17 protein-coding genes and 6 tRNA genes are annotated in these 20,022 nt (G+C 70.0%); 8 read left to right on the forward strand and 15 right to left on the reverse strand.

What is annotated here, in order from left to right; genetic code table 11:
* Positions 1–1,341 (reverse strand): ABC transporter substrate-binding protein, encoded by a 1,341-nt coding sequence (locus tag ACFC51_RS24180; RefSeq protein WP_376371942.1) that lies wholly within the window; start codon positions 1,339–1,341, stop codon positions 1–3.
* Positions 1,342–1,922: 581 nt separating this feature from the next.
* Positions 1,923–3,377, reverse strand: coding sequence for an MFS transporter (locus ACFC51_RS24185; protein ID WP_376530717.1), 1,455 nt, complete (start codon positions 3,375–3,377; stop codon positions 1,923–1,925).
* Between the two features lie 164 nt (positions 3,378–3,541).
* Here ACFC51_RS24185 and ACFC51_RS24190 point away from each other — a divergent pair, with 164 nt between their 5' ends.
* Positions 3,542–3,997 carry a MarR family winged helix-turn-helix transcriptional regulator gene (locus ACFC51_RS24190; protein WP_376371948.1) on the forward strand — a complete coding sequence of 152 codons (456 nt, stop codon included), beginning with the start codon at positions 3,542–3,544 and terminating at the stop codon, positions 3,995–3,997.
* Positions 3,998–4,111: 114 nt separating this feature from the next.
* Positions 4,112–4,510 (forward strand): VOC family protein, encoded by a 399-nt coding sequence (locus ACFC51_RS24195; protein ID WP_376530719.1) that lies wholly within the window; start codon positions 4,112–4,114, stop codon positions 4,508–4,510.
* Between the two features lie 64 nt (positions 4,511–4,574).
* Here ACFC51_RS24195 and ACFC51_RS24200 read toward each other — a convergent pair whose 3' ends face one another.
* The 13 genes from ACFC51_RS24200 to ACFC51_RS24260 form a co-directional block, all read right to left on the reverse strand.
* Positions 4,575–5,180, reverse strand: a complete 606-nt coding sequence (locus tag ACFC51_RS24200) for a maleylpyruvate isomerase family mycothiol-dependent enzyme (protein WP_376530912.1) — start codon at positions 5,178–5,180, stop codon at positions 4,575–4,577.
* Between the two features lie 262 nt (positions 5,181–5,442).
* The gene (locus ACFC51_RS24205) at positions 5,443–5,973 is read right to left on the reverse strand and encodes a DUF4231 domain-containing protein (protein ID WP_376530721.1); all 531 of its coding nucleotides are present in this window, start codon (positions 5,971–5,973) and stop codon (positions 5,443–5,445) included.
* A 35-nt stretch (positions 5,974–6,008) separates the two neighbouring features.
* Positions 6,009–7,022, reverse strand: a complete 1,014-nt coding sequence (locus ACFC51_RS24210; RefSeq protein WP_376371956.1) for a patatin-like phospholipase family protein — start codon at positions 7,020–7,022, stop codon at positions 6,009–6,011.
* 94 nt (positions 7,023–7,116) lie between these two features.
* Positions 7,117–8,133 carry a hypothetical protein gene (locus ACFC51_RS24215; RefSeq protein ID WP_376371959.1) on the reverse strand — a complete coding sequence of 339 codons (1,017 nt, stop codon included), beginning with the start codon at positions 8,131–8,133 and terminating at the stop codon, positions 7,117–7,119.
* A complete protein-coding gene (locus ACFC51_RS24220) occupies positions 8,130–9,104 on the reverse strand; it encodes a hypothetical protein (RefSeq protein WP_376530723.1) in 975 nt (324 codons plus the stop codon). Before ACFC51_RS24220 ends, ACFC51_RS24215 begins: the two co-directional genes overlap by 4 nt.
* Before the next feature lie 3 nt (positions 9,105–9,107).
* A complete protein-coding gene (locus ACFC51_RS24225; protein ID WP_376371963.1) occupies positions 9,108–10,955 on the reverse strand; it encodes an Hsp70 family protein in 1,848 nt (615 codons plus the stop codon).
* A 442-nt stretch (positions 10,956–11,397) separates the two neighbouring features.
* Positions 11,398–11,471: transfer RNA gene (locus tag ACFC51_RS24230), tRNA-Lys, on the reverse strand.
* 91 nt (positions 11,472–11,562) lie between these two features.
* Positions 11,563–13,107: an amino acid permease gene (locus ACFC51_RS24235; RefSeq protein ID WP_376371966.1), complete on the reverse strand. Its 1,545-nt coding sequence runs from the start codon at positions 13,105–13,107 to the stop codon at positions 11,563–11,565.
* 103 nt (positions 13,108–13,210) lie between these two features.
* A complete protein-coding gene (locus ACFC51_RS24240) occupies positions 13,211–15,370 on the reverse strand; it encodes a DEAD/DEAH box helicase (protein ID WP_376530725.1) in 2,160 nt (719 codons plus the stop codon).
* A gap of 240 nt (positions 15,371–15,610) precedes the next feature.
* Positions 15,611–16,174 carry a hypothetical protein gene (locus ACFC51_RS24245; protein WP_376371972.1) on the reverse strand — a complete coding sequence of 188 codons (564 nt, stop codon included), beginning with the start codon at positions 16,172–16,174 and terminating at the stop codon, positions 15,611–15,613.
* 133 nt (positions 16,175–16,307) lie between these two features.
* Positions 16,308–16,691: a fluoride efflux transporter FluC gene (locus ACFC51_RS24250; protein ID WP_376530727.1), complete on the reverse strand. Its 384-nt coding sequence runs from the start codon at positions 16,689–16,691 to the stop codon at positions 16,308–16,310.
* Positions 16,688–17,098, reverse strand: a complete 411-nt coding sequence (locus tag ACFC51_RS24255; protein WP_376371978.1) for a fluoride efflux transporter FluC — start codon at positions 17,096–17,098, stop codon at positions 16,688–16,690. Before ACFC51_RS24255 ends, ACFC51_RS24250 begins: the two co-directional genes overlap by 4 nt.
* Positions 17,095–17,448, reverse strand: coding sequence for a metallopeptidase family protein (locus tag ACFC51_RS24260; protein ID WP_329231053.1), 354 nt, complete (start codon positions 17,446–17,448; stop codon positions 17,095–17,097). The genes ACFC51_RS24255 and ACFC51_RS24260 overlap by 4 nt, the downstream gene beginning before the upstream one ends.
* Before the next feature lie 124 nt (positions 17,449–17,572).
* Here ACFC51_RS24260 and ACFC51_RS24265 point away from each other — a divergent pair, with 124 nt between their 5' ends.
* From ACFC51_RS24265 to ACFC51_RS24290, 6 genes are all read left to right on the forward strand, one after another.
* Positions 17,573–19,114, forward strand: a complete 1,542-nt coding sequence (locus tag ACFC51_RS24265) for a metallophosphoesterase (RefSeq protein WP_376530729.1) — start codon at positions 17,573–17,575, stop codon at positions 19,112–19,114.
* Positions 19,115–19,194: 80 nt separating this feature from the next.
* A tRNA-Glu gene (locus tag ACFC51_RS24270) sits at positions 19,195–19,267 on the forward strand.
* A gap of 43 nt (positions 19,268–19,310) precedes the next feature.
* Positions 19,311–19,385 (forward strand) — tRNA-Asp (locus tag ACFC51_RS24275).
* 27 nt (positions 19,386–19,412) lie between these two features.
* Positions 19,413–19,489: transfer RNA gene (locus tag ACFC51_RS24280), tRNA-Phe, on the forward strand.
* Between the two features lie 313 nt (positions 19,490–19,802).
* Positions 19,803–19,877: transfer RNA gene (locus ACFC51_RS24285), tRNA-Asp, on the forward strand.
* 23 nt (positions 19,878–19,900) lie between these two features.
* Positions 19,901–19,977 (forward strand) — tRNA-Phe (locus tag ACFC51_RS24290).
* Positions 19,978–20,022: the final 45 nt, after the last annotated feature.

Below are 20,022 nucleotides of genomic sequence, written 5' to 3' on the forward strand. Positions count from 1 at the left end.
TCAGCCCTGCTGTTCCTTCCACTCCGCCTGGGCCTCGTCGAGGTCCTCGGCGAAGGAGTCGAGGAAGTCCTGCGCGCTCGTCCTGCCGAGCAGCACCTTCTGGAAGCCCGACTCGCTGTCCGCCTTGGACAGGGTGTTCCAGTCCGGCAGGTAGTAGGGGAGCTGGACGATCTCGGTGTCCCCGGAGAACAGGGCCTCGGCACCGAGCTTGGTGGTCTCCGCCGTGTCGAGCCAGGGGTCCTCGGCGGCCTCCTTGTTGGCCGGGATCAGGCCGGCGGACTCGCTGAACTTGGAGTTCGAGGCGTGGGACGCGGCGAACTCGATGAACTTCCAGGCCGCCGCCTTGTTCTCGGACGACTTGAGCAGTCCGAGGCCGGACACCGGGTTGGACACCATCACCCGGGTGCCGTCGGCCAGTTCGGGCTGCGGGATCCCGCGGAACGCGTCGACGCCCAGCGAACTCACGTGGTCCTGGTACGAGCCCAGGTTGTGGTTGAGCATCGCGATGGAGCCGGAGTCGAACTGGGCGACCATCTTGGTGAAGTCGTTGTTGAGGTCGGCCTCCGGGGTGGTCTTGCGGTACAGGCCGGCGTACTTCTCCAGCGCCGCGACGTTCTTCGGGTCATCGACCGTCGTGTGCGTCCCGGACCTGTCCCAGAACGACGTGATGCCCGACTGCCCGTACATCGCGTCCAGGGCCTGGGCGATGGAGCCCGGGCCGCCGCGGATGGTGTAGCCGAAACGGTTCTTCTGCTTGTCCGTCAGCTTCGCCGCCGCCTTGTAGAACTCGTCCCAGGTGTCCGGCTCACCGAGGCCGGCCTTCTCGAACAGGTCCGTGCGGTAGTAGAGGACACCGTTGGTGGCGGAGATCGGCACCGTGTACGTCTCGTCCCGGCCGCCCGCGCTCCTCACGTTCTCCAGCATCGCCTCGTTGAGCTTGCCCTTGAGCGAGCTGTCCGCGATCCGGTCGTCCAGCGGCTCCAGCGCGTCCTGCGCGGCGATCCCGGCGACCATCGCGGCGCCCACGCCGCCGACGTCCGGCAGACCGCCGCCCTGGATGGCGGTGTCGTACTTGGACTGCGCCTCGGTCGAGGCGATGCCGACGTACTGCACGTCGATGTCCGGGTTCGCCTTCTCGAAGTCGGCGATGATCTCCTTCCAGATCGCCGTGCGGACGCCGCCGTTCTCGTCCCAGAACACGATCTTCCCGGTGCCCGATCCCTCGGCGCCCTTCGCACCGGCGATGCCGCTGCCGTCGTCCCCGCAGGCGGTGGCCGTGAGGGCCAGGGCCGAGACCAGGGATATCGCGGCGGCGAGACGGCTGTTGCGGGGCTTGGTCATGGTCGGCTCTCTTCTCTGAGTGCTCACGGGCGGGCGCCGGGCAACGGGGTGCCGCAGCGTGAAGCCGTGCGGGGTGGGGTGCTTCGGGAGGGGCAGTCGAAGGACCCGGCGGGCCCTGGGGAGACGGAGGACGGGGCGGTCGGAGGACCGGGGAGCCGGAGGCGCCCGGCGGGTCCGGGTGGTCCGGAGGCGCCCGGCGGGTCCGGGGCGGGGCCTTTCGGGGCGCACCCCCGCCGGAGGCCGTCGACGCACGGAGGGCGCCGCGCCGGCTCGGCACCGGCCTCCCTCCGTCCGGGCGGACGGGGGCTCAGCGTCTCCCTCGGCGCAGGGAGCGGCCGGGAAGGGGGCTCGGGGATGTCTGCATGCGGCGCTCGGCTCTCATATCGCGTCTCATATATGACATACGAAGGACAACGCGAAGAACGTAAGTCGGCCCACTCCCACGGTCAATGCCCGTGCAGCAGAAAGTTCTTGGGCCCGGACACGCCGGAGCGCCCCGGCGAGGAGGCCGGGGCGCCGGGGCGGGAACGCACGAGCGCCCCGGCCGGACGGACCGGTCGGGGCGCTCGTGGAGGCCGTGATCAGGCTTCGGCAACGACCTTGTCCGACGCGGCGGGGCCCGCCTTGTCACCGGCCCCGGCGGGACGGACCAGGCCCGGGATGAACGCAGCGACCGCGGCGGCGACGAGCGCCACTCCGCAGCCGATCATCAGGCCGACGCGGAAGCCGTCCTCGGAGGCGAGCGAGAAGCCGCCGAGCTCGATGGTCATCTGCGCCAGCACCACACCGATGACCGCGGACCCGATGGTGGTGCCCAGCGAGCGCATCAGGGTGTTGAAGCCGTTGGCCGCGGCGGTCTCCGAGAGCGGGACCGAGCTCATGATCAGCGCGGGCATGGCGCCGTAGGCGAGGCCGACACCGCTGTTGATGACGATGCCGACGATCATCAGACCCCAGGCGGAGCCCATGAGGAACAGGGAGAGGCCGTAGCCCAGAGAGATCACGAGTGCGCCGAGGACGAGGGCGATCTTCGGGCCGCGCGCGTTGATCAGCTTGCCGCCGAGCGGGGAGACGATCATCATCATCACGCCGCCGGGGGCCATCCACAGGCCGGCGGCCAGCATCGACTGCCCGAGGCCGTACCCCGTTGCCTCCGGGAACTGGAGCATCTGCGGGGCGATCAGCATGAAGGAGTACATGCCGACGCCGACAAGGATCGAGGAGATGTTGGTCAGCAGCACGCGGGGGCGAGCGGTCGTGCGCAGGTCGACCAGTGGGTCACGGGTGCGCAGCTCGTAGACGCCCCAGGCGCCGAGCGCCACGACCGCGACGGCGAAGAGGCCGAGCGTGATGCCCGAACCCCAGCCCCAGTCGGCGCCCTTGGAGATGGCCAGCAGGAGGGACACCAGACCGATGGCGAGCCCGACCGCGCCGGGCGCGTCGAAGCGCTGCCCCTTGGCGCCGGCCGGGACGTCCGGGACGAAGGACCAGATCAGCACGGCGATCATCAGCGCGAGGGCGGCGGAGCCCCAGAACAGCACGCGCCAGCTGGTGTACTCGGCGACGGCGGCCGAGATCGGCAGACCGAGGGCGCCACCGATGCCCATGGAGGCGCTGACCAGGGCGATCGAGCCGCTGAGCTTCTCCGCGGGGACCACGTCACGCAGCAGCGCGATGCCCAGCGGGACCATGCCCATGCCCATGCCCTGGAGGCCGCGGCCGACGATCATCGGCACCACGGAGGAGGCCAGGGCGCACACCACGGAACCGACGACCAGCGGGACCGAACAGGCCAGCAGCATCCGCCGCTTGCCGAGGAGGTCGCCGAGCCGGCCGGTGACCGGCACGCACACACCGGCGACGAGGAGGGTGACGGTGACCACCCAGGCCGCGTTGGAGGACGAGGTGTCCAGGATCCGCGGCAGCTCGGCTATGAGCGGGGTCACCAGCGTCTGCATGACCGCTGCGACGGTGCCGGCGAGTGCCAGCGTGGTGATCACACCGCCTGCGCGGGCGGGGGGCTGGGGGGCGTCCATATCGCGAGTCCTCGGCTATCTGTCGGTGGCAGATTTGGTATCGTACATGTTTATTGCATCATGCACACCATGTGTCCTATGCACTTTGCCGTGACCATACGATGAAGGCAGCACGCACGACGAGACACCGGCCTCGCCCGGCAGGAAGCAGGAGGTGCCCGCGGATGAACAGGGCAACGCACGAGGTCGAGTACGAGCAGATGCTCCTCAGCCGCCACGGGCTCCTGACCCACAGAAAGGGGCGCCGCAAGGACGGCCTCCTGGAGCGCAGCGCGTACGTCCTGCTCAGCCGCATCCGCGTCCAGGGCCCCATGACCGTCGGCGAGCTCAGCGAGGCCTTCGACCTCGACGTCTCCACCCTCAACCGGCAGACCGCCGCGGTGATGCGCGCCGGCTTCGTGGAGCGCATCCCCGACCCGGACGGGGGCATGGCCCGCAAGTTCCGTATCACCGAGGAGGGCGCCAGGACCCTCGACGCGGAGCGCGAGGGCATGGTCTCCTCGCTGGAAAGGGTCATGGCCGACTGGCCTGACGAGGACATCTCCGCCTTCGCCGGCTACCTGCGCCGCTTCAACTCGGACATCGAACGTCTCGGCGGCCGCCCCTGGCCACGTCCCTGAAGCCTGCGGCCGGCGGGGTACGGGCGCCACGCCCCGCGGATACAGGACGGATTACGTCCTGTAGGGCTCCTGGCGTGCGACGTGCACGACACCGGCACGACTCAGGAGCCCGCCATGAACTTCGTCTCCATCCGCATCATCACCGCCGACGTCGCCCGTCTCGTCACGTTCTACGAACGGGCCACAGGGGTGGCGGCGACCTGGGCCACCGAGGACTTCGCCGAGCTCAGGACCTCCGCGGCCACCCTCGCGATCGCGAGCACCCGCACCGTCCCGATGTTCGCCCCCGGCTGGGCCCGCCCAGCCGAGAACCACAGCGTCATCACCGAGTTCCTCGTGGACGACGTGGACCGGTTGCACCGGAACCTGCGCTCCCTCGTGGCCGACTTCGTGACGGAGCCCACCACCATGCCGTGGGGCAACCGGTCCCTGCTCCTCCGTGACCCGGACGGCAACCTCGTCAACTTCTTCACGCCCGTCACCCCCGCGGCGGTCGAGCGGTCCGGCCGCTGAGTCCGCGCGTTCCGAACGGGCACGATGCGGGCGGCGACCGAGGACGAAGCCCGGGGACGGGGCGTCAGATCACCGCGGCCAGCACGGCGAACCCCGGTCCTTCGAGGTCGTCCAGCGCCACCCGCCGGCGGGAGACGGCGAGGAGCAGCGAGAGCGCCGGACCGCTCACCTCCGGACCTTCCCCGATCGAGACCGCGCCGTCGGATGCCGTAAGCCGGACACGGGACACGATCTCCTTGGCCCCGCCGAAGGAGGCCGGGGTCCGGGCCTGCAGACGCAGTGACCTGACGACCGCCTCGGCCGGGTAGGAGCGGGCGAGTCCCAGCGGCCGGCGGATGTCCTCGCCGTGCACGACCTCCTCGACCAGCCGGCTGTCGAGGGGCGCAGGAGGGGTCGACGTCCGGGTCGCGACCCGGCGGAGCCGCTCCAGCGTCCGTCCTGGCGAGGCACCTCGCTCGCGCGCGACACCGCGGGCGTTCTGGCGGTCGAAGTCGAACCCCGCCCGGGCGAGACCTGCCAGGAAACCCAGGCGCGTCGTACGCGCCGTGTCCGTCAGATGGGCGACCACGTCGTGCACCGTCCACCCCTCGCAGAGCGACGGCTCCTCCCACTGCCGGTCGTCGAGGTGCTCCAGGTCATGGATGAGCGCGGCGCGCTCCGCATGGACCATCGGCCAGACATCTCCCACGGCTTCCTCCCACGGTCTTCCCCAGCATCTGTCGTCCACAGCGCCTGCGGAGGAGGACTCGCCGCGCCCCGGGAACTCATCGCACCCCGGCGGACGGGGCGGCCGGGACGTGCACGGCGGGAGAAGAACGGAGCGCCCCGGCCGGCGGAGACCGGTCGGGGCGCTCAGCAGCAGGTCGGAGGATGTCTCCTCGCCCTGCACCAGGTAGGCCGTGTGGGCTTCGAACCCGGAATGCCGGTCTCCGCTACACCACTCCCGCACGGGTGGCCGCTGTGCCACCGGGTTGGGTGCCGATGGTGGTTGCGTCCGGGAGGCTCTTGAAGAACTCCGAGGACTCCAGTCGGCGAATCTGCATGATGCGCTCCAGCAGTTCCCGCGCCGAACGGGCCGGGTCGGTGGGAGCACCGGGAGCGGACTGGCCGACCTTCCAGACGAGGTACGCCTCGGTCAGCTGGATCTCGGTGTCCCGCAGGAGCACCCAGGAGGTGTCCCACCGGTACAGAGCACGCAGCGCAGTGGTGACGGCCACCAGGAAGCCGACACCTGCGACAGTGCCCTCCTGCCCCGGGAAGTCCAACGTCGTCAGCAGTGGCAGCGCGGCTCCGGCAAGGATGATCAACATGGCGCTGATCCTGTAGAGGCGCCTGTGCCAGCGGGCACGGACATCGTAGAAGGCGATGACTTCCCTCGCGTACTGCTCGATCGAGTTGAGCGAGCCGTCGGTCGGGTTCTGCCAACGGGGTGTCGGCGTACTCCACAAACGCACCCTTCCCATACGCACGGTTTCCTTTCCTGTCCGTCAACGATCTCTCAGTGCCCGCGGCGCAGTCGAGTGAGTGCCGCGAGCATGCGGGCTTCGGCATCAGCCAGGTTGTTCCGGGCGGCAAGCAACCGGCGCACCTCGGTGAACCGGGCCTTGGCATCCTCGTATCCGAGAATGCGGAGTGCCCGGACCCGCTCGGGCGAGAAGGCGAGCATCGCGCTCAGTGGCCCGAGCGGCCCTGGTGGGACGATCTGCACGCTGGGCCGGATATCGATCCGTAGGAACCGAGAAGTCGGCTGAGGACTGATCACGGCATCCGGATGAAGGTGGACGACGACCAGGACGTCACAGTGCTCCTGCTCGGCGAACGCGCGGACCGGAGTCCGGTCACCCGGGCCGCCGAGCCCTCCGTCCAGGTAGGCGCAGCCGTCCACCACCCGGGCGGGAAAGATGAAGGGTAATGCGGCGCTCGCCAGAACAGCCTGCCGGATCTGCTCGTCGGAATGCTCGTTGAGCCGCAGGATGCTGCCCTGGCTGCCCGCCAGCCAGCGCATGATCTCGATCAGATGTCGCAGCCGCTGCGGCAGCGGCAGGGAGGTGGGATCGAGCAGAGGGTAGGCAGCCACCCACAGCGGGCGCCCGGCTCGGATGGCAGGGGCGTTCACCGCTTGGACCACCAGCTCCTCGAGCAGGTCGGCTCTCTGCTTGAGGGCTCGCAGCCGGGGTGCGAAACGTCGTAACTGTCGTGCCGTACCCTCGACCGCCATCCCGGCCTCGTCCAGCGGGAGCCCCCGGTCGGCGAACGGGGCCACGCCGGACTGGGTGGAGAACTGCTCCCAGAACGCCGCCAGTTGCTGAGTTCCGCGTCGCAGATCCGGCTCAGCAGCGAGCACCGCGCCGTTGAGCGCACCGATGCTGGTGCCCGCGATGGCCGCGATGTCCGTCCCGATCTCAGCCAGGTAATCGGAGACGCCCAGCTCGTAGGCTCCTTTGGCGCCGCCGCCGGCCAGTACGAGGCCGACCCGCGGCACAACGGTCCGGGCAGGCAGGGTGAACTCCACGCTCCCGGTGGCGTAGGCGGCGCCGGGGCGGGAGCCGGCCACCGCTTCGGCGCGTTCGGCAAGGGCGTCGAACCTCCGGCTGATCTCCTCCGAGCTAGTCACAGCTGGGCTCCCGCAACTCCCTGCGGGCTCTCAACCGGGCCCGGCGCACGGCAGCTTCCTCGAACTGCTCGTCCACCACTCGGCGCAGCAGTTGTTCGATGCTGAGGCTCGTCCACAGGTAGCGGCCACCGTTGCCGCTCGCGTTCCGCATCGCGTCACCGGCGGCCCGGGATGGGGAGATCTCCTCAGTGGCGACCCTCTGAGCGGTGTCGGCGAGCGCCTTGGTCAACGGACCGGCCGTCTCGGCCAGCTCACCTTCGAGGCCGACTCCCAGCAGCTCCGCGATCATCCGTCGATGATCAATGCCCGGCATGTCCGACACCGCGGCTGTGAGGAGGCCGGACAGCGACTTGCTGCCGTCGTACCAACGCGCGGACGGATTCTGGAGCATCCTCTCCACCAGGTCGTCCCGCACGGGGACACGGCCGTCGCCGGTGAAGGCGAACTCCCCGGCCGGGCCGGCGGCCACTTCTCGGGCCAGCAGCACCACACGCACCAGCCAGGGCAATCCCGGGTCCGGGCGCGGCCACCGCCACCGCCGTACCGCCGCATCCGTCGCAAGCTGCGCTTCGACGGCTGCCAGCCGTCTGTCGTGATCGTGGAGGACGTGTCCGGCATCGCGTGCCAGCCGGCCGACCAGCGCGCCCAGCTCGTCGATGCGCTCCACCGACCAGAGACTCGCTGCCGCGATACCGGCCTGCTGCCGCTTGACTTCGCTGACCTCTTCGGCCACCTCGGCCACCACCAGATCGGTGACCGTCATGCGCTCGGTGAGGCTGGTCAGCCACTGGAAGGTCCCCTGCTGGGCGCTGATCGAGGCACGCCGAATGTTCCGCTCGCGTATGCGGGTGTGGCCGGTCGCGTGGCCGAGGAGCCGAGCGAAGAAGCCCTCGCGCGAGGCCGCGCGATTCAGGTCGTCGGCTGTGCGCAGCTCGTTCGCAAGCTCCAGGAGCAACCGGTCGTCAACGAGTGGCACCCCTCTGGCCACCGTGTCCAAGTGGTCGGTCACGCGACTCGATCCGCGCTGTCCGGCCGCTTGGCAGCAACAGCATCTGCGACGTCGAGGGCGGTCTCGGCGGCACCGGCCGGCACGATGAAGACGAGGGGCCGGAGCAGTTCGTCCTGCTGATCGCCATCGATCACGTAGGCGGGGGCGACGAGGAACCCGGGTACGCCTGTGGCTCCGATGTTGTACGGCTCGTAGGCGCTGGGCGGAAGTGTGCGCGCATCGGTGCCGAAGCCGACGAGCACGGCGGGGAGTGTGTCGCCGGCCAGCTCGCGGGCGATCACCTTGGCCCGCTCCACGATTTTGTCGAGTTCGGGGCCGGCCTCCTCGCGGCTGGTCGGACGGCCACGAGCGACGAGTTCCGAGTGAAGCTCCTCCGCCGTGGCCGGCAGGCCCGAGGGCGCGCCACCGAAGAGTATCTGGAGCAACTCCGCCACCGCGCGGGCCCGAGCGGACGCCAGCATCTCAGCATCCTGGACCGATCCGACGGGGCACAGTCGAACGGCGAAGCGGCGCAAGTTCTGGGCTATCAGGGTGCGATACGCCTCGGCGTTCAGGAGGTGCCGCCGGTGCAGATCGCTGGTGAGCTCCCCCGAGGAAATCGCATCCTGCACACGCGATCCGCGCACCCCGTCCAACAGCCGGTCCATGTCCGCCAGGCGCTCTCGCAGCTCGTTGCCGCTCCGCTCCACGTCGGAGCACAATTGCCGGACCCACTGTTCCAGCGCAGCAATACGGCCTGCCATCACCTGGAGCTGGTCCGCATCGACGTTGCTGAGCCGTCCGAGCCGGCCCCGGGATCCCATCAGCTTTCTGAGCTCGTTACCCTGCCAGGTGACCTGGGCCTCCAGCGCGGTCAGCCGCCGATGGTCGACGTGGACGGCCTCGTACGAGGAGCCGGGAAGCGACTCCGGGACAGGACGCCCCTGAGAGGGCTTTCCCTCTTCGTGTCTGTGCATGTCCTCGTGGGCCATCACTCACCGCTTTCCGTCGGAACCGGGACCCCGCCGTCCGTACAGCTCGTGAAATTCGATCTCGGTCCGGCACGTCGTTCCGACGTGCTTGTCCCGGGTCTCGACCTCTATCTCGGTGGTGCCGAACAAAAAGGTCACATCGAAGTAGCGTTTACCTTCGACCTTGCCCTGGGAAGCGGAAACGTCCGCGGTCACCGTACCGATCTTCACGACGCCCTCCTCATCGGTATAGACCGGCTCACCGGCGTAGGTCACGAAGAGATCAACGCTGGTCTGCGTGGTGGACGGAAAGGTCACCAGCGTGGAGGTCTTCGTGAGGCCGACCGGGATGGTGTCGCCACGGCGGACCATCACGGAGAAGCAATCGCTGCACCGATCGTCGCCGTACTCATCCGTCCACCGCTTCCCCTCTGGATGAACGCCCTCCCGGAAAGGTGCTGAGCATGCGAAACCGTAGGTGAATTTGGAGCGGCGTCCCCAAATGACCGAAGGGTCGTACGCGAAGTGCACGGCACCGCCGAGCACGGCGACCGCCGGATCCTCGGGCAGGATGATGCGCGCCTTGTCGCCGAAGCGGTGCGCGATGGCATCCCGCAGGTAGGGAGACCGCGCGAAGCCGCCGACGACGATCATCTGCTCGAGGCCGGAGGACGGGTCCTCCGCGTGGGCGAACGCCCGCTGGCGCTCGATGACCTCAAGGATCGGGTCGACCACGGAGTCGAAGAGGCGAGTGACCTCCTGCGGGCTGACCACGATGCTGTGCGTCTCACCGGATGCCAGCTCGGTGAGACGGTTGCGGGTGGCGGCGTCCAGGACATCCCAGACCTTGCCCGGCACGGAGACGTAGACGGACTCCGAAACCACGGGCTTTCCTTCGCCGTCGGTCTCGGAAGCGAGGTTCACCTTCACGGACTCCCAGGTGCTTTCCAGCTCGCTCATTTCCTTGGGGAAGTCGGCGAGGAGCTTGGCCAGCGCCGCTGCACCGAACCGGCCCTCGAGCACCAGGTCGGTGAACGCCTGGTTGACGTATGCGGAGCCCAGCCGGTCACCGTCGGCGACCCGGGTCTCGTCGAGGCGACCGGGACCGACCCCTTCAGGCCGGATGCGATAGCTGGTGATGTCCACCGTGCCCCCACCGCAGTCCACAACCATGAAACGGCTGCCGGGTTGGGCATCGACGTCCAGACGGCTCTCGGGGTGGCCAGGGGCGAGGAGGTGCCCGGTGTACAGCGCACAGTGGACGGCGGCTGCCTCGGGCTCCTGGACCAGCAGCAGGCGTTCCCTGTCGCCCGGCAGTCCGGCCGCCGTCGCGGCCTTCCGCATGAGGCTCCGCTCCGCATCTCCCCAGATCGCGGGGATGGTCACACACCACCGGATGTCGTCCGCGGTGAAAGTGAAGCCCTGGGCGTCGATTTTCAGGATCTCGGCCAAGGCAGCCTGGCTGATGTGCCGGAGCGTGGCCGTGATGAGGCCCGTCACAGTGCTCCGGTCGGCGCCGCTCAGGCAGCCCTCGAACCTGGGTACTCCGGAATTCTCTCCTCCGGGCTGCAGAGCCATTTTGAATCGGCTGGCATAGCCCTGGTTTTCAGGGTTCCCCCGGGCCAGTTGTCTCTCCCAGCGCTGCCGCGCCTTGCTTCCGAAGGCCAGTGGCCGATGGTCGGAGTCGACCAGCACAGCAGTGAGATCCTTGGGATAAGCGACTCCGCCGGAATGGGTGAAAGGCTGATAGACAATGACCCGCCGGTCGGCACGATCATGAAGTGCAGAGACGGTGGCCCACGCGTATCCGGAGCCATGCGTACCGAAATCGATCGCCGCCACGATCCTGGGAACGAAAGGGGAGCCGGTCATCGTGGTCTCTCCTGCCAGGCGAGTCACATCCGTCAACACCATGTGATTCTAGCCGCGCTTAGCCAGCACTTATGTGAATTCGCTATATTCGACGGCCGGCGCCAGGTTTGGCTCGATCTGATCACGTGGGGGCGCCACAACGAACGGATCTGATTCTTCGTGCGAGTCAACCGATCAAAGCCTGAGGTGCTGGCTTCGGTGCGCTGACCTGCTGAGGTGGCTCCTGTGTGAACCGGAACCCTCGCAGCCGCGCACGGACGACGACACCCCACCCTCTGGGGTGGTGGCGGTGCCGTGGGCGACATCATCGGCGCAGTCACAGCGCCTGCTGCCGGGCCGACCGCCGGCGCGCAGATCGGGAACGACGGAGCGCCCCGGCCGGCGGAGACCGGTCGGGGCGCTCAGCAGCAGGTCGGAGGATGTCTCCTCGCCCTGCACCAGGTAGGCCGTGTGGGACTCGAACCCACAACCAACGGATTAAAAGTCCGCTGCTCTGACCAATTGAGCTAACGGCCCCTGATGGATCACCCCCCGAGCATAGCCGCACCGGGCCCGGCAGCCGATCGGGTATCGGGTGCCGGGCCCGGTCGCGCCCGGAGAGAGGCGCTCAGCCGGTGGCATCGTCCGGTGTCGTGGTCCGGTGGCCGGGCTCGGCCGCTTTCAGGAACCAGTGCCGCGCGGAGACCAGCCACCAGACGGCGGCGAAGCCCAGCACCACCAGGACCGCCAGGGGTGCGTAGTTGAAGCTCTCCCAGGTGACCGGCGAGACCTGGGGCAGCATGAACAGCACCGTGATCACCCCGACCCAGGCCACGGCGACGATACCGATGGGCCGGGACCAGCGGCCCAGGTGCCACGGGCCCCGGACGAAGTCGTCGCCCCGCAGCAGCCTGAGCAGGGTGGGGATGACGTAGGCGATGTAGAGCCCGATGACGGCGATGGACGTCACGGCGGCGTACGCGGTGACGTTGATCAGATATGGGAGGCCGAGTGCGAGGGCGCCGAGGGCGGCCAGCCAGACCGCCGCGACGGGGGTGCGCGTCCGGGGGCTGACCGTGTGCCAGACCCGGGAGAACGGCAGTGCCCCGTCGCGCGAGAAGGCGTAGATCATGCGGCTGTTCGCGGTCACGGAGGCCATCCCGCAGAAGAGCTGGGCACCGATCACGACGAGCAGCAGGAGCTTGCCGGTGGTGGCGCCGAGGGCGTCCAGGAGGATCTGGGCGGGCGGGGCTCCGGTCGGGGAGTTCAGGGCGCCGTCGTACGACTGGATGGCGAAGGTGAAGCCCAGCAGGAGCACGAACCCGGCGATCCAGGACGTCCAGATGGACTGCACGATGCCCCGGGGGCCGGCCACGGCCGCGTCGTGGGTCTCCTCCGTCATGTGGGCGGAGGCGTCGTAGCCGGTGAAGGTGTACTGCGCCATCAGCAGGCCGATCATCACGACGTAGAAGCCGCTGCCCCAGCCGGTGTTGTTCACGAACTCGGTGAAGACGTACGACGCCGACTGGTGCGAGTCCGGCACGAAGGTGAGCGCACCGACGATGACGGCCACCCCGGCCACGTGCCACCAGACGCTGACGTTGTTGAGGACGGCGACGATGCCGACGCCGAAGGTGTTCAGCAGCCCGTGCAGGACCAGGATCGCCGCGAAGAGCAGGATTGTGCGCCCCGGGGTGACCTCGAAGCCGAACTGGAGGTTCAGGTACGCCCCGAGGAAGGACGCCGCGCCGAAGTCGATGCCGGCGGTGACGGCGACCTGGCCGAGCACGTTGAACCAGCCGGCGAACCAGGCCCACGCGGCGGCCGAGCGCGGCGGGGCGAGGCGGTGGGCCCAGAAGTACAGCCCCGCCGACGTCGGGTACGCCGAACAGATCTCGGCCATCGCCAGGCCGACGAAGAGCGTCATGAGACCGACGCCGACCCAGCCCCAGGTGATGACCGCGGGACCGCCCGTGTTCATGCCGAACAGATACAGCGTCAGACAGCCGGAGAGCACCGAGATGATCGTGAACGAGACCGCGTAGTTGGAGAAGGCGGACATCCGGCGCGCGAGGACCTGGGTGTAGCCGAGTTCGGCCAGCCGTTCCTCGTCCGTCGTGGGAGCGGGTGCGTCCGGTGGTGGTGCCGCCACAGCGGCTTCGTCGTTTGTCATGCCCCCAGCGATGCCCTCGGGGACTGTCCGGAAACGCCCCGGGGCCCGTACACCACCGAAGTGTTGTACGGGCCCCGGGGGCCGCTCAGTGAGTCAGCGGGACTCAGCCGTTGCGCTTCCAGCGCGGCTTGTCGTCACGGCGGCCGAAGGTGCCGGTGCCGGTGCCCGTGCCGGTGCCACCGCGGTGGTCGTCACGACGGCCGGTCGGGCGGTCGCTGCCGCCGGAGCGGAAGCCGCCCGAGGGACGGTCGTCACGACGGTCGCGGTTGAACGGACGGTCGCTGCCGCCGGAGCGGAAGCCACCGGAGGGACGGTCGTCACGACGGTCGCGGTTGAACGACGGGCGGTCGTTGTCACGACGCTCGAACGAACGGCCACCCCGGTCGTCACGTCGGTCGCCGCCGGAGCGGAAGCCGCCCGAGGGACGGTCGTCACGACGGTCGCGGTTGAACGACGGACGGTCGTTGTCACGACGCTCGAACGAACGGCCACCCCGGTCGTCACGACGGTCGCCACCGGAGCGGAAGCCGCCCGACGGGCGGTCGTCACGACGGTCGTTGCTCCCACGGAAGGACGGACGGTCGTTGCTGCCGCGGTATCCGTTGCCACCGGCGGGACGGCCGCTGCGCTCGCCGACGCGGTCGTTGCCACCGCGGTACCCACCGCGGTCGCCGCCCCGGTCGTCACGGCGGGCGTAGTTGCCGCGCTCGTCACGACGGTCCTCGCGGGCCGCGGGCTGCTCCGGCACGGACGCGGCGGCCACCAGGGCTGCCTCCGCCTCGGCGGTGACCTCGGCCACCGCCGCCTCCGGGTCGTCGCCCCGCTCGCGGGCGGCACGGGCGACCAGGCGGTCGGCCTCCTCGCGCAGCTCGACGGCGCGGCGCTGGACGCGCTCCAGCTGCTTGGTGAGGTCGGCGGCCTCGCGCTCGGCCTGCTTGGCCGCGTTGTTCGCGGAGTCGGCCTGGACCTCGGTCAGCGAACGGGCACCGGTGATCTCGGCGACCTCGGGCTCGAAGACACCCGCGCCCTGGACGATGTGACGCGAGGCGTCGACGCCCGCGTCCTCCATGAGGCGGAAGATCTGACGACGCTGGTGCGGGAGCGCCAGCGAGACGACGACACCGGACTTGCCGGCACGGGCGGTACGGCCCGAGCGGTGCAGGTAGTCCTTGTGGTCGCCGGCCGGGTCCACGTTCAGGACGAGGTCGATGCCGTCGACGTGGATGCCGCGGGCGGCGACGTCGGTGGCGACGAGGGCGTTGACGTAGCCCTTCTTGAAGTCCTCGAGGACGCGGGTACGGGCGCCCTGCGTCATGCCGCCGTGCAGCGCGTCGGCCTTCACACCGGACTCGATGAGCTGCTCGGCGATGCGGTCGGCGCCCAGCTGGGTGCGGACGAAGATGATCGTGCGGCCCTTGCGGGCGGCGATCGCGGCCGTGACGGGCGCCTTGTCCTTCGGCTTCACGACGAGGACGTGGTGCGACATGGTCGAGACGTTGCCCTGGGCGCTGTCGACCTCGTGGGTGACCGGGTTGCTCAGGTAGCGCTTGACGAGCGTGCCGATCTCGTTCTCCATGGTGGCGGAGAAGAGCATGCGCTGGCCGCCGCCGGGGATCTGGTCGAGCAGCTCGGTGACCTCGGGCAGGAAGCCCAGGTCCGACATCTGGTCGGCCTCGTCGAGGACCGCGACCTGGACGCTCGAAAGGGAGCAGGCGCCACGGTTGATGATGTCGCGCAGACGGCCCGGGGTGGCGACGAGGACGTCGACACCGCGCTCCAGCGCGTAGATCTGGTTGCCCATCGACGTACCGCCGCAGACGACCTTCATCTTCAGGCCGAGCACGTCGCCGTAGGGCTGGAGGGCGTCCGCGACCTGCATCGCGAGCTCACGGGTCGGCGTGAGGATGATCGCGCGGGGCTTCTTCTTCTCGGTGTGACCGCCGGCCAGGGCGGCCAGGGTCGGCAGACCGAAGGAGAGGGTCTTGCCGGAGCCGGTGCGGCCACGGCCGAGGATGTCCTTGCCGGCCAGGGCGTCCGGGATGGTCGCGGCCTGGATCGGGAAGGGGGCCGTCACACCGTTCTGCGCGAGCTTGCGGACGATGCCCTCGGGCAGGCCCAGGTCCGCGAAGGTGATGGTCGGCTCGGCGGCCTCGGTGGAGGTCTCCTCGGCGGGGGTCCCGGCGGCCTCGGGGGCCTCGGCGACTACGGCCTCGGCGGCCTCGACGATCTCGATGAGCTCGACGTTCTCAGCGTTCTCGGGCATGACGGTGTGGTCAGAACTGGAAATTGACATGCGAAATGCGAAACCTTCCGGAGTCTCGGCACGCGCCCGTAACTCCGTGTTTTCGCAATTTCGACCGCCTCAATGCGGTCCAGCCACGGCAAGGGAGAGTACGCGCCACACGGCGCTCTTCTGTGTCGGCGCCGGGCAATGGGATCAAACGATCTACTACCATACGCACCCTCCCCCACTTCGCGCAAACCGAGCTGGTCCGGAGCTCGCTCACACCGGCGCGACCTGCGGTGACGCCCGGGGAGTGGGCCACACCTCCACCCGCCCCGGAGCCCTCATCGCGTCCGTACGGAACTGCGCGGCCGGCGAGGCCGAGGGCTGCTCCGGCGGCGGCGAGGGCTCCGGTTCCGGCGACGGCGGGGGCGTCTCCGGGGTGACCGGCGGAGGAGGCGGCTCACCCGGGCCCGGAGCGCTGGGCTCGGGTGTGGGCGGAGGGCCGCCCAGGGTCGGCCTCGGGGTGCCGGGGCCGCCGGGCGCGGGTCGGGCATCCTCGGCACCGGCCGACGGGGCGCGCCCCGGGGCCTCGGCGCCCGGCTTGCGGGAGGAGTCCCGGTCGGACTGCGCCTCGGCGTGGCCGCCCCCGGAACCGGACCGGCCGCTGCCGGAACCGGACACGGTGCCGCCGTCCGGCCGGGCCGGTGCGCCCTCCCGGTCCGCGGAACGTGAGGGGGACGGCTTCCCGGCGTCGTCGCCGACGCTCACACAGCCTGTGGACGCGGCGATCGTCAGCGCGGTGACGGCTGCCCAGCGGACGCGGGCGGACAACTGGCGCACGGGGTGGCACCTCCGGGGAGCGGGACGGGGACGGGAGAGTGATGTGTCCGGCTCCCCCGCACGTGTCCAACTCCCCCGCACCCGCCGGGGACACGCCCCACCACGACACCGGCACTCCCGCCGCGGGCCCCGCTCACCCGCCGGCGCCTCCCGGACCGCCCGTCAGCTCCGCTCCCAGGAACACGGCCCCGAGCCCCACCAGCAAGGACACCAGCACATTGGCGCCAGCCAGGAAGCCTCGCCCGGTCTCGGCCAGCCGCAGGGTCTCGTACGAGAAGGTCGAGTACGTCGTCAGCGCCCCGCACAGTCCGGTGGCCAGCAGGGCAAAGGCCGGGGCGGAGACCGAGGCCCCCGTCAGCAGCCCGAGCAGCAGACTGCCCGCCGCGTTGGCGGTGAGCGTCCCCCAGGGGAAGACGTACGGCAGTCCCGCACCGTGCCGCGCGCGCACCGCGCGGTCCGTCAGATGGCGCAGGGACGCACCGACGGCGCCCCCGGCCAGCACGAGCAGCCAGTTCACGCCGTACGCCCCCGCCGGTCCACCAGCGTCCGGGTGAGCACGGCAGCCCCCCAGACCGCGCCGAGCGCCGCCACGGTGGTCGACACGGCGTACGCCACGGCGATCAGCTCCTCCTGGCGGTCGAGCAACCGGGCGACGCCGGCGGCGTAGGTCGAGAAGGTGGTGAACCCGCCGAGCACCCCGACCCCCAGGAACGGCCGCACGAGCGGATGCGTGACCGTGCCGCGCTCGACGGTCAGCACCATCAGCACGCCGATCAGGGCGCAGCCCGTGACGTTGACGCCGAGGACCACCCAGGGGAAGCCGTGCTCCGGGGCCGGCCAAGCGAGCGTCGCCGCGTGACGGGCCGCGGCCCCCACGGCTCCGCCGGCCGCGACCGCCGCAAGGATCCGTCCGGAGCCGGTCATCCGTAGCCCAGTTCGTGCAGACGCTCGTCGTCGATGCCGAAATGGTGGGCGATCTCGTGGACCACGGTGATCTCCGTCTCGGCGACCACGTCCTCGCGGGTCTCGCACATCCGCAGGGTCGGCCCCCGGTAGACGGTGATCCGGTCAGGCAGGACCCCCGCGTACCACTCACCGCGCTCGGTGAGCGGCGTGCCCTCGTAGAGACCCAGCAGCTCCCGGTCCTCCGGGTCCTCCGGTTCCTCCTCCACGAACACCGCGACGTTGTCCATCAGCCGCATCAGCTCCGGCGGGACCCGGTCAAGAGCCAGGCTCACCAGCTCTTCGAACTCCTCGCGCGTCATCTCCAGCACCCCGCCATTGTCACGTACCTCCGGCGGGAAGGGGCGGGCCGCACCCCGGCCCGGGGGCACCCGCCCGGCCCACAGCGTCCCCTCCGCCCGCATGTCCTCCGTCCGAACGGGGCATACGCGCCCAATGGCACGCCCGTTCCACGCCGCAGCCGCCCGTGTCCGCCGCCTCCGCCGCCCGCGCACCCCCGCCCCCGCCCCCGTCCCCGTCGGCGGGCTCGTCCCCGCCACGCACCCCTGGAAACGCGCGCTCGGCCTGCTCGCCGTGGTCGTCCTGGGCGCCTGGCTCGGGCTCCTGGTCGTCGGCAGTGTGCGTACGCCGGTGGGACCCATGGACACCACCATGACCCTCCGGCCGTCGGTGAACGGCGGCACCAAGATCAACGTGTCACCACTCGGCGCCCTGGAGCTGGACTCCCACCACGCCCCGGTCCGCCTGGACGTGGACGTGGACCAGCTGGACCCGGAGCGCTCGCAGGCCCTGGTGAAGCACCCCGAGCGCCTCTCCGGCCTCCAGGACGAGGTCACCCACGACGTCGCCGCCGGAACCCGGGAGCTGGCCGTCCGCTCCTGTGTGGCCGTGGTCTCCGGTGCCACCGCCCTCGGCCTCGTCGTCTACCGGCGTCCGCGCCGCGCCCTGGCCGCCGGAGGCCTCGCCCTGGCCCTGCTGGCCGCCTCGGGGGTCAGCGCGTACGCCACGTGGAACCCGAAGTCCGTGCTGGAGCCCAAGTTCTCGGGGCTGCTCTCCAGCGCCCCTTCGGTCGTGGGCGACGCCCGGTCGATCGTCACCGAGTTCGACGTCTACCAGCAGGAGCTGGCCCGGCTCGTCACCAACGTCACCAAGCTGTACGACGCCACGTCCACGCTCCCCGTGTACAAGCCGGACCCGGCGACCATCCGGGTCCTGCAGGTCTCCGACATCCACCTCAACCCCGCCGCGTGGCACATCATCGGCTCGCTCGTGGAGCAGTACGAGATCGACGTGATCATCGACTCCGGGGACACGATGGACCACGGCACGGCCGCGGAGAACGGCTTCCTCGACCCGGCCCGCGACCTCGGTGCGCCCTACGTGTGGGTGCGGGGGAACCACGACTCGAGGGAGACCCAGGCCTACCTGGAGAAGATGAAGAACGTGCACGTCCTGGACGAGGGCGAGGCCGTCACCGTGGCCGGTGTGCGCATCGCGGGCACCGGGGACCCCCAGTTCACCCCGGACCGCACGCGTCCCACCGGCGGCAAGGCGGCCGAGCAGCTGGCGGGTATGCGTCTCGCCTCGGCGCTGCGCGACCAGAGGCGTGCGGGCACCCCGGTGGACATCGCGGTGGCCCACGACCCGAACGCGGCACGGGAGACGGACGGAACGGTTCCGCTGGTCCTGGCCGGCCATGTCCACCACCGGGTGAACGAACTGCTGCCGCTGGGGACGCGGCTCAAGGTCGAGGGCTCCGCGGGCGGCGGCGGACTGCGCGCCGTGCAGAACGACAAGCCCGAGAAGGTGCGCGCCTCGGTGCTCTACCTGGACCGCTCCACCCGGCATCTGCAGGCGTGGGACGAGATCACCCTCGGGGGTCTGGGCCTGACGACGGCCGAGGTCGGCCGCCATCTCCCGGAGGAGAACCTGAAGAGTCCCGCCCCCTCGCCGAGCGTCTCGACGACCTCCCCGTAAACCGTTTTGGCGATACCTCCCCGCATCCCATATGCTTCTCACGTCCCCGACGCGCTGGAAAGCGCGCAGGTGGGCCCTTAGCCCTCATCGTCTAGTGGCCCAGGACGCCGCCCTTTCAAGGCGGTAGCACGGGTTCGAATCCCGTTGGGGGCACGTATAACGTTACGTATGCGAATTCGTTCGCATACGTAAATATGGTCCTGTGGAGCAGTTTGGAGTGCTCGCCACCCTGTCAAGGTGGAGGCCGCGGGTTCAAATCCCGTCAGGACCGCTTGCAGATCGCCTCGGCGAACTGCGTGGCTGGGTAGCTCAGTTGGTACGAGCGATCGCCTGAAAAGCGATAGGTCGCCGGTTCGATCCCGGCCCCAGCCACCAGCACGAAGAACGCCCCGGACGGCATGCCGTCCGGGGCGTTCTCGTTGCATGCCCGAGCAGAGCCCGTGATCGCCGTCGACCCGACGCTTCAGGTGCCGACAGGGCGCTGCCGCGTCAGCACCGGAGTGCCGTGGTTCCCCGGCGTCGGGCCCCGCTCCTCCCCGCGCGGAACCCACGCTGCTCCGCGTGCGCACCCCGTGGCACCAGCCCGGCTCCCGCGGATGTCCGCGGGTCAGGAAGGTGAGGATGCCGGGTTCGCATCCCGTTGGGGGCACGCTTCACCGTGTGCGAGACTTGTCTCGCGCATGAGCGTGGTCCTGTGGAGCAGTTTGGAGTGCTCGCCACCCTGTCAAGGTGGAGGCCGCGGGTTCAAATCCCGTCAGGACCGCTTGCAGCCCGTACGAGCTGCGTGGCTGGGTAGCTCAGTTGGTACGAGCGATCGCCTGAAAAGCGATAGGTCGCCGGTTCGATCCCGGCCCCAGCCACCAACCCGAAGGCCCCGTCCACCGGACGGGGCCTTCGTCGTGTCCGGG

This window comes from Streptomyces sp. NPDC055962 (assembly GCF_042270185.1).
Lineage (GTDB): Bacteria > Actinomycetota > Actinomycetes > Streptomycetales > Streptomycetaceae > Streptomyces.

Coding starts and splice junctions, on each gene's coding strand:
- ACFC51_RS24200 (WP_376530912.1), bottom strand. CDS start 5,180: ATGGTCCATGCGGAGCGCGCCGCGCTCATCCATGACCTGGAGCACCTC.
- ACFC51_RS24225 (WP_376371963.1), bottom strand. CDS start 10,955: ATGACCGGCTCCCCTTTCGTTCCCAGGATCGTGGCGGCGATCGATTTC.
- ACFC51_RS24240 (WP_376530725.1), bottom strand. CDS start 15,370: ATGCCCGAGAACGCTGAGAACGTCGAGCTCATCGAGATCGTCGAGGCC.
- ACFC51_RS24180 (WP_376371942.1), bottom strand. CDS start 1,341: ATGACCAAGCCCCGCAACAGCCGTCTCGCCGCCGCGATATCCCTGGTC.
- ACFC51_RS24255 (WP_376371978.1), bottom strand. CDS start 17,098: ATGACCGGCTCCGGACGGATCCTTGCGGCGGTCGCGGCCGGCGGAGCC.
- ACFC51_RS24235 (WP_376371966.1), bottom strand. CDS start 13,107: ATGACAAACGACGAAGCCGCTGTGGCGGCACCACCACCGGACGCACCC.
- ACFC51_RS24190 (WP_376371948.1), top strand. CDS start 3,542: ATGAACAGGGCAACGCACGAGGTCGAGTACGAGCAGATGCTCCTCAGC.
- ACFC51_RS24265 (WP_376530729.1), top strand. CDS start 17,573: ATGGCACGCCCGTTCCACGCCGCAGCCGCCCGTGTCCGCCGCCTCCGC.
- ACFC51_RS24185 (WP_376530717.1), bottom strand. CDS start 3,377: ATGGACGCCCCCCAGCCCCCCGCCCGCGCAGGCGGTGTGATCACCACG.
- ACFC51_RS24205 (WP_376530721.1), bottom strand. CDS start 5,973: ATGGGAAGGGTGCGTTTGTGGAGTACGCCGACACCCCGTTGGCAGAAC.
- ACFC51_RS24220 (WP_376530723.1), bottom strand. CDS start 9,104: ATGGCCCACGAGGACATGCACAGACACGAAGAGGGAAAGCCCTCTCAG.
- ACFC51_RS24195 (WP_376530719.1), top strand. CDS start 4,112: ATGAACTTCGTCTCCATCCGCATCATCACCGCCGACGTCGCCCGTCTC.